Genomic DNA, 4,825 nt, shown 5'->3' with positions numbered 1-4,825 from the left:
TACAATAGCGTCAGGCCTCACCATTACAACGGTGGGTTGACGCCGGAAGAATCAGAGAACAGATACCGTTTTTACTGTAAAACCGTGGCCAATATTACTTGACCACTACACAGTCATCATGCCTGTCGTACGGAGTGTTATGCCATGACGGTCCATTATTACCGGCTGCGGGATTACGCCCTGCAGCATCCGGAATGCAGCGCCATTATGCGCATCATCGACTGAATGGAGAGAAGTACAATGCAACAGCTTTCCTTTCTGCCCGGAGAGATGACGCCCGGCGAGCGCAGCCTCATTCAACGGGCCCTGAAAACCCTGGACCGCCATCTTCATGAACCCGGCGTGGCCTTCACCTCCACCCGTGCGGCACGAGAATGGCTGATTCTGAACATGGCGGGACTGGAGCGTGAAGAGTTCCGGGTGCTGTATCTGAACAACCAGAATCAGCTGATTGCCGGTGAAACCCTCTTCACCGGCACCATCAACCGCACGGAAGTCCATCCCCGTGAAGTGATTAAACGCGCCCTGTATCACAATGCCGCTGCTGTGGTGCTGGCACACAATCACCCGTCCGGTGAAGTCACACCCAGCAAGGCAGACCGCCTTATCACGGAACGTCTGGTACAGGCACTGGGCCTGGTGGATATCCGGGTGCCGGACCATCTGATAGTCGGTGGCAGCCAGGTTTTCTCCTTTGCCGAACATGGTCTGCTTTAACCCGTCACAACCACATCACACCTGTTTTCACTTTTATCTTCTGTCTTCAGAGGTATCCCACTATGAAAATCATCACCCGTGGCGAAGCCATGCGTATTCACCGTCAGCATCCGGCATCCCGTCTTTTTCCGTTCTGTACCGGCAAATACCGCTGGCACGGCAGTGCTGAAGCGTATACCGGTCGTGAAGTGCAGGATATTCCCGGTGTGCTGGCCGTGTTTGCTGAACGCCGTAAGGACAGTTTTGGCCCGTATGTCCGGCTGATGAGCGTCACCCTGAACTGAATCAGGACGGGCATTCAGATGAGCAGAATTATCACCTCCACCGTGTATACACTGAATGAGCTATCCGCCACCGCACAGGAAAAAGCCCGCGACTGGTACCGTCAGCATCATGCTGACAGCAACTGGTATGAAAACGTGTATGAGGACTTCAGGGCGGTCTGTGACATTTTCGGGATTGACCTCCGCCAGCGCGTTTTCCGGCTCAGCAACGGCAGGTTTATGGAAGAGCCGTGCATCTGGTTCAGCGGATTCTGCAGCCAGGGGGACGGAGCCTGTTTTGAAGGGCTCTGGCACTGGCAGCCAGCGGCCCCCCGGAAAATCAGGGAATATGCCCCGCAGGACCGTGAGCTTCATCGTATCGCGGATGCCCTGCAGGCGGTACAGAAGCGTAACTTCTGGCAGTTACAGGCTGAAATCAGTCATCGGGGACGTTACTGCCATCCGTACAGCATGGATATCACTGTTACCCGGAACAGTCCGACTGGTCAGGCTATGACAGCCGATGCGGAAGCCGCAGTCAGCGAAGCCCTGCGCGACCTGGCCTTCTGGTTGTACCGTCAACAGGAAAACGAGTACGACTGGCTGACCTCAGACGCCGCTGTGGATGAGGCCTGCTCATCAACGAATTCACCTTTACCGAAGCCGGTCTGCACGCCGGCTGACCTGTCATCGTTAAACTATCATTCACCGATTTTCTGTGAGGACTTTATCGTGTCAGACACATTCTCCGGGACAACTCATCCCGATGACAATCACGACCGTCCCTGGTGGGGACTACCCAGCACCGTGACGCCCTGTTTCGGGGCCCGTCTGGTGCAGGAGGGTAACCGGTTGCATTACCTTGCCGACCGCGCCGGTATCAGAGGTCGGTTCAGCGATGCGGATGCGAACCATCTGGACCAGGCCTTTCCGCTGCTGATGAAACAACTGGAACTCATGTTCACCAGCAGTGAACTGAATCCCCACCGTCAGAATACCGTCACGCTGTATGCTAAAGGGCTGACCTGCCATGCGGACACCCTCGGCAGCTGTGGTTACGTTTATCTTGCTGTTTATCCGACGCCCGAAACGAAACAGTAAACCACCGGAATAACCTTCTGCTCCGGCCTGGTGCTTTCACCACGCCACTTTTCCATTTTTCATCTCTGCATATCAGGAAAATCTTCAGTATGAAAACATTACCCGACACACACGTACGGAAGGCATCGCGCTGCCCGTCTCCCGTCACCATCTGGCAGACACTGCTGTCCCGACTACTGGGCCAGCATTACGGCCTTACACTGAATGACACACCGTTCGCCGATGAACTTGTGATTGAGCAGCATATTGAAGCTGGCATTTCACTGTGTGATGCGGTGAATTTTCTCGTGGAAAAATACGCGCTGGTGCGTACCGACTAGCCGGGATTCAGCACTTGTCCCCGCTCTCAGTTAATAAACAGTATTGATATCCTCCGGGCTCGCCGGGCGACCGGCCTGATGACCCGCGACAATTACAGAACGGTAAATAACATTACCCTGGGTAAGCATCCGGAGAAACGATGAAACTTTCCCTGATGCTGGAAGCCGACAGAATTAATGTGCAGGCACTGAACATGGGGCGAATTGTCGTTGACGTCGATGGTGTTAATCTCACTGAACTGATTAACAAGGTCGCTGAAAACGGTTATTCACTCCGCGTGGTGGAGGAATCCGACCAACAGTCAACCTGCACACTACCACCGTTTGCAACCCTTGCCGGCATACGCTGCAGTACCGCACATATCACGGAAAAGGATAACGCCTGGCTGTACTCGCTGTCACACCAGACCAGTGACTTCGGTGAATCAGAATGGATTCATTTCACAGGTAGCGGATATCTGTTACGTACCGATGCGTGGTCATATCCGGTTCTGCGGCTTAAACGCCTGGGGCTGTCAAAAACGTTCCGTCGTCTGGTTATCACACTTACCCGGCGTTATGGCGTCAGTCTCATTCATCTGGATGCCAGCGCTGAATGCCTGCCGGGTTTACCCACTTTCAACTGGTAACCAGGAACAACATGAAATCATTAACCACGGAAACCGCACTGGATATTCTGATTGCGTGGCTGCAGGACAATATCGACTGCAAATCGGGAATTATCTTTGACAACAATGAGGATAAAACGGATTCAGCAGCACTGTTTCCCTGTATCGAACAGGCCAGAGAGGATATCCGTACCCTGCGCCAACTGCAGCTTCAGCACCAGAACCGGTGAGTCTTACTCACCAGACTTCATTCCACTGACGCCAGCCTGAACAGGGCTGGCATTTTCATTTATCTGCAAAAAGGAATATCGATTATGTCTGATATCACAGCCTACCGTCCGGAAGTGGTCAACGAGAATACGGACGTTATCTGCTCCACCTCAGTCAGGTACAGGTCACTGGAATATGATAATTTTCCGGAAATCAGCGAAGCGAACATTCTGAGCACATTTGTAAGCGTGCAGCAAGAACCGTATTGACGGGGATGTGTTATTCAGTCGGCAGTGCTACGCGCCAGGGGAGTAGTTCGCCGACCCGGTTTATCGGCCAGTCGGCTATGACGTCAAGGACATAGCGGAGGTAGCTTTCTGGCTCCACTCCGTTCAGTTTGCACGTCCCGATCAGGCTGTACAGCAGCGCTCCCCGCTCTCCTCCATGATCCGAACCGAAGAACAGGTAGTTTTTGCGGCCCAGACTGACCATCCGCAACGCATTTTCAGCGATGTTATTGTCCGCCTCAGCCCAGCCATCATCTGCATAGTACATCAGCGCCGGCCACTGGTTCAGGGCGTATGCGAACGCTTTCGCCAGTTCTGAGTGTCGCGACAGGGTTTTCATCTTTTCACGCAGCCAGCTTTCCAGGGATTTCAGCAGCGGTTTCGTTTTCAACTGACGTTCGGCAAGGCGCTGCTCCGCCGTCATTCCCCTTATCTCTGCCTCGATGGCGTACAGTTCGCCGATCCGTTTCAGCGCTTCCTCCGTCAGGGCTGACGGGGTGCGAACGTGCACATCGTGGATTTTACGGCGGGCGTGAGCCCAACAGGCGGCTTCCGTTATCCGGCCATCCCGGTACAGCTCGTTGAACCCGGCGTATGCATCCGCCTGCAGTACACCACTGAACCCCGCAAGATGGGTCTGCGGATGGATGCCTTTTCTGTCCGGGCTGTAAGCGAACCACACCGCCGGCGCCAGCGTTGACCCGGCGTTACGGTCGTCACGAACGTAGGTCCATAACCGCCCGGTCTTCGTTTTCTTATTGCCAGGCAACAGCACCGGGACAGGCGTGTCATCAGCATGGAGCTTACCGTCAGTCAGCACATAGTCCTGAAGCGCTTCTTCCAGCGGTGACAGTAGCCGGCAGCATGCATCCACCCAGCCCGACAGCAGTGAACGACTCAGCTCCACGCCCTGGCGGCCGTACATTTCAGACTGGCGGTACAGCGGGGTGTGCTCTGCATACTTTGAGATCAGCACGCGGGCCAGCAGCCCCGGTCCTGCGATACCCCGCTCGATGGGCCGTGAAGGCGCGGGGGCCTGCACGATGGCATCGCACTGAGTACAGGCATGCTTTTCACGTACAGTCCGGATAACCCGGAAGGCGCTGCGCATCAGCTCCAGCTGTTCGGCGGCATCCTCACCCAGATAGCTCAGCGAGCCTCCACATTCCGGGCAGCATGACGCTGCCGGCAGCAGCCGTTTTTCATCGCTGGATTTGCCCCTATATTTCCAGACACCTGTTATCACTTAACCCATTACTGGCCTGCTGCCGCAGATATTCCCGTGGCGAGCGATAACCCAGTGCACTATGCGGATGCCA

General features: G+C 55.0%; 5 protein-coding genes and 5 pseudogenes. 9 read left to right on the top strand and 1 reads right to left on the bottom strand.

All coding sequences use genetic code 11. The features are described 5' to 3' along the window. Nucleotides 1-108: 108 nt before the first annotated feature. From ACJHWR_RS24935 to ACJHWR_RS24895, 9 genes and pseudogenes are all read left to right on the top strand, one after another. Nucleotides 109-225: pseudogene (locus ACJHWR_RS24935) on the top strand (antirestriction protein); the annotation flags it as partial. A 15-nt stretch (nt 226-240) separates the two neighbouring features. Continuing rightward, a complete protein-coding gene (locus ACJHWR_RS24930) occupies nt 241-717 on the top strand; it encodes a RadC family protein (RefSeq protein ID WP_001186774.1) in 477 nt (158 codons plus the stop codon). A gap of 62 nt (nt 718-779) precedes the next feature. Then, nucleotides 780-1,001: a DUF987 domain-containing protein gene (locus ACJHWR_RS24925; RefSeq protein WP_000692345.1), complete on the top strand. Its 222-nt coding sequence runs from the start codon at nt 780-782 to the stop codon at nt 999-1,001. A gap of 18 nt (nt 1,002-1,019) precedes the next feature. Then, a pseudogene (locus tag ACJHWR_RS24920) lies at nt 1,020-1,663 on the top strand (antitoxin of toxin-antitoxin stability system). Between the two features lie 49 nt (nt 1,664-1,712). Next, a complete protein-coding gene (locus ACJHWR_RS24915; protein ID WP_001320394.1) occupies nt 1,713-2,081 on the top strand; it encodes a type IV toxin-antitoxin system YeeU family antitoxin in 369 nt (122 codons plus the stop codon). Between the two features lie 89 nt (nt 2,082-2,170). Further along, nucleotides 2,171-2,545: pseudogene (locus ACJHWR_RS24910) on the top strand (TA system toxin CbtA family protein). Next, nucleotides 2,542-3,030 (top strand): DUF5983 family protein, encoded by a 489-nt coding sequence (locus ACJHWR_RS24905; RefSeq protein WP_000777545.1) that lies wholly within the window; start codon nt 2,542-2,544, stop codon nt 3,028-3,030. Before ACJHWR_RS24910 ends, ACJHWR_RS24905 begins: the two are co-directional and overlap by 4 nt. 11 nt (nt 3,031-3,041) lie before the next feature. Continuing rightward, nucleotides 3,042-3,239 carry a DUF957 domain-containing protein gene (locus ACJHWR_RS24900; protein ID WP_032205013.1) on the top strand — a complete coding sequence of 66 codons (198 nt, stop codon included), beginning with the start codon at nt 3,042-3,044 and terminating at the stop codon, nt 3,237-3,239. A gap of 84 nt (nt 3,240-3,323) precedes the next feature. Continuing rightward, nucleotides 3,324-3,476: pseudogene (locus tag ACJHWR_RS24895) on the top strand (restriction endonuclease subunit M); the annotation flags it as partial. 22 nt (nt 3,477-3,498) lie between these two features. Here the strand turns inward: ACJHWR_RS24895 and ACJHWR_RS24890 are convergent. After that, nucleotides 3,499-4,713 (bottom strand): annotated as a pseudogene (locus ACJHWR_RS24890) (IS66-like element ISEc22 family transposase); the annotation flags it as partial. Nucleotides 4,714-4,825: the final 112 nt, after the last annotated feature.

Source organism: Escherichia sp. WS568, from assembly GCF_046486085.1.
Classification (GTDB): Bacteria; Pseudomonadota; Gammaproteobacteria; order Enterobacterales; family Enterobacteriaceae; genus Escherichia; species Escherichia coli.
Note: the sequence above shows the minus strand (reverse complement) of the source record. Positions and strands in the feature narration are given on the sequence as shown.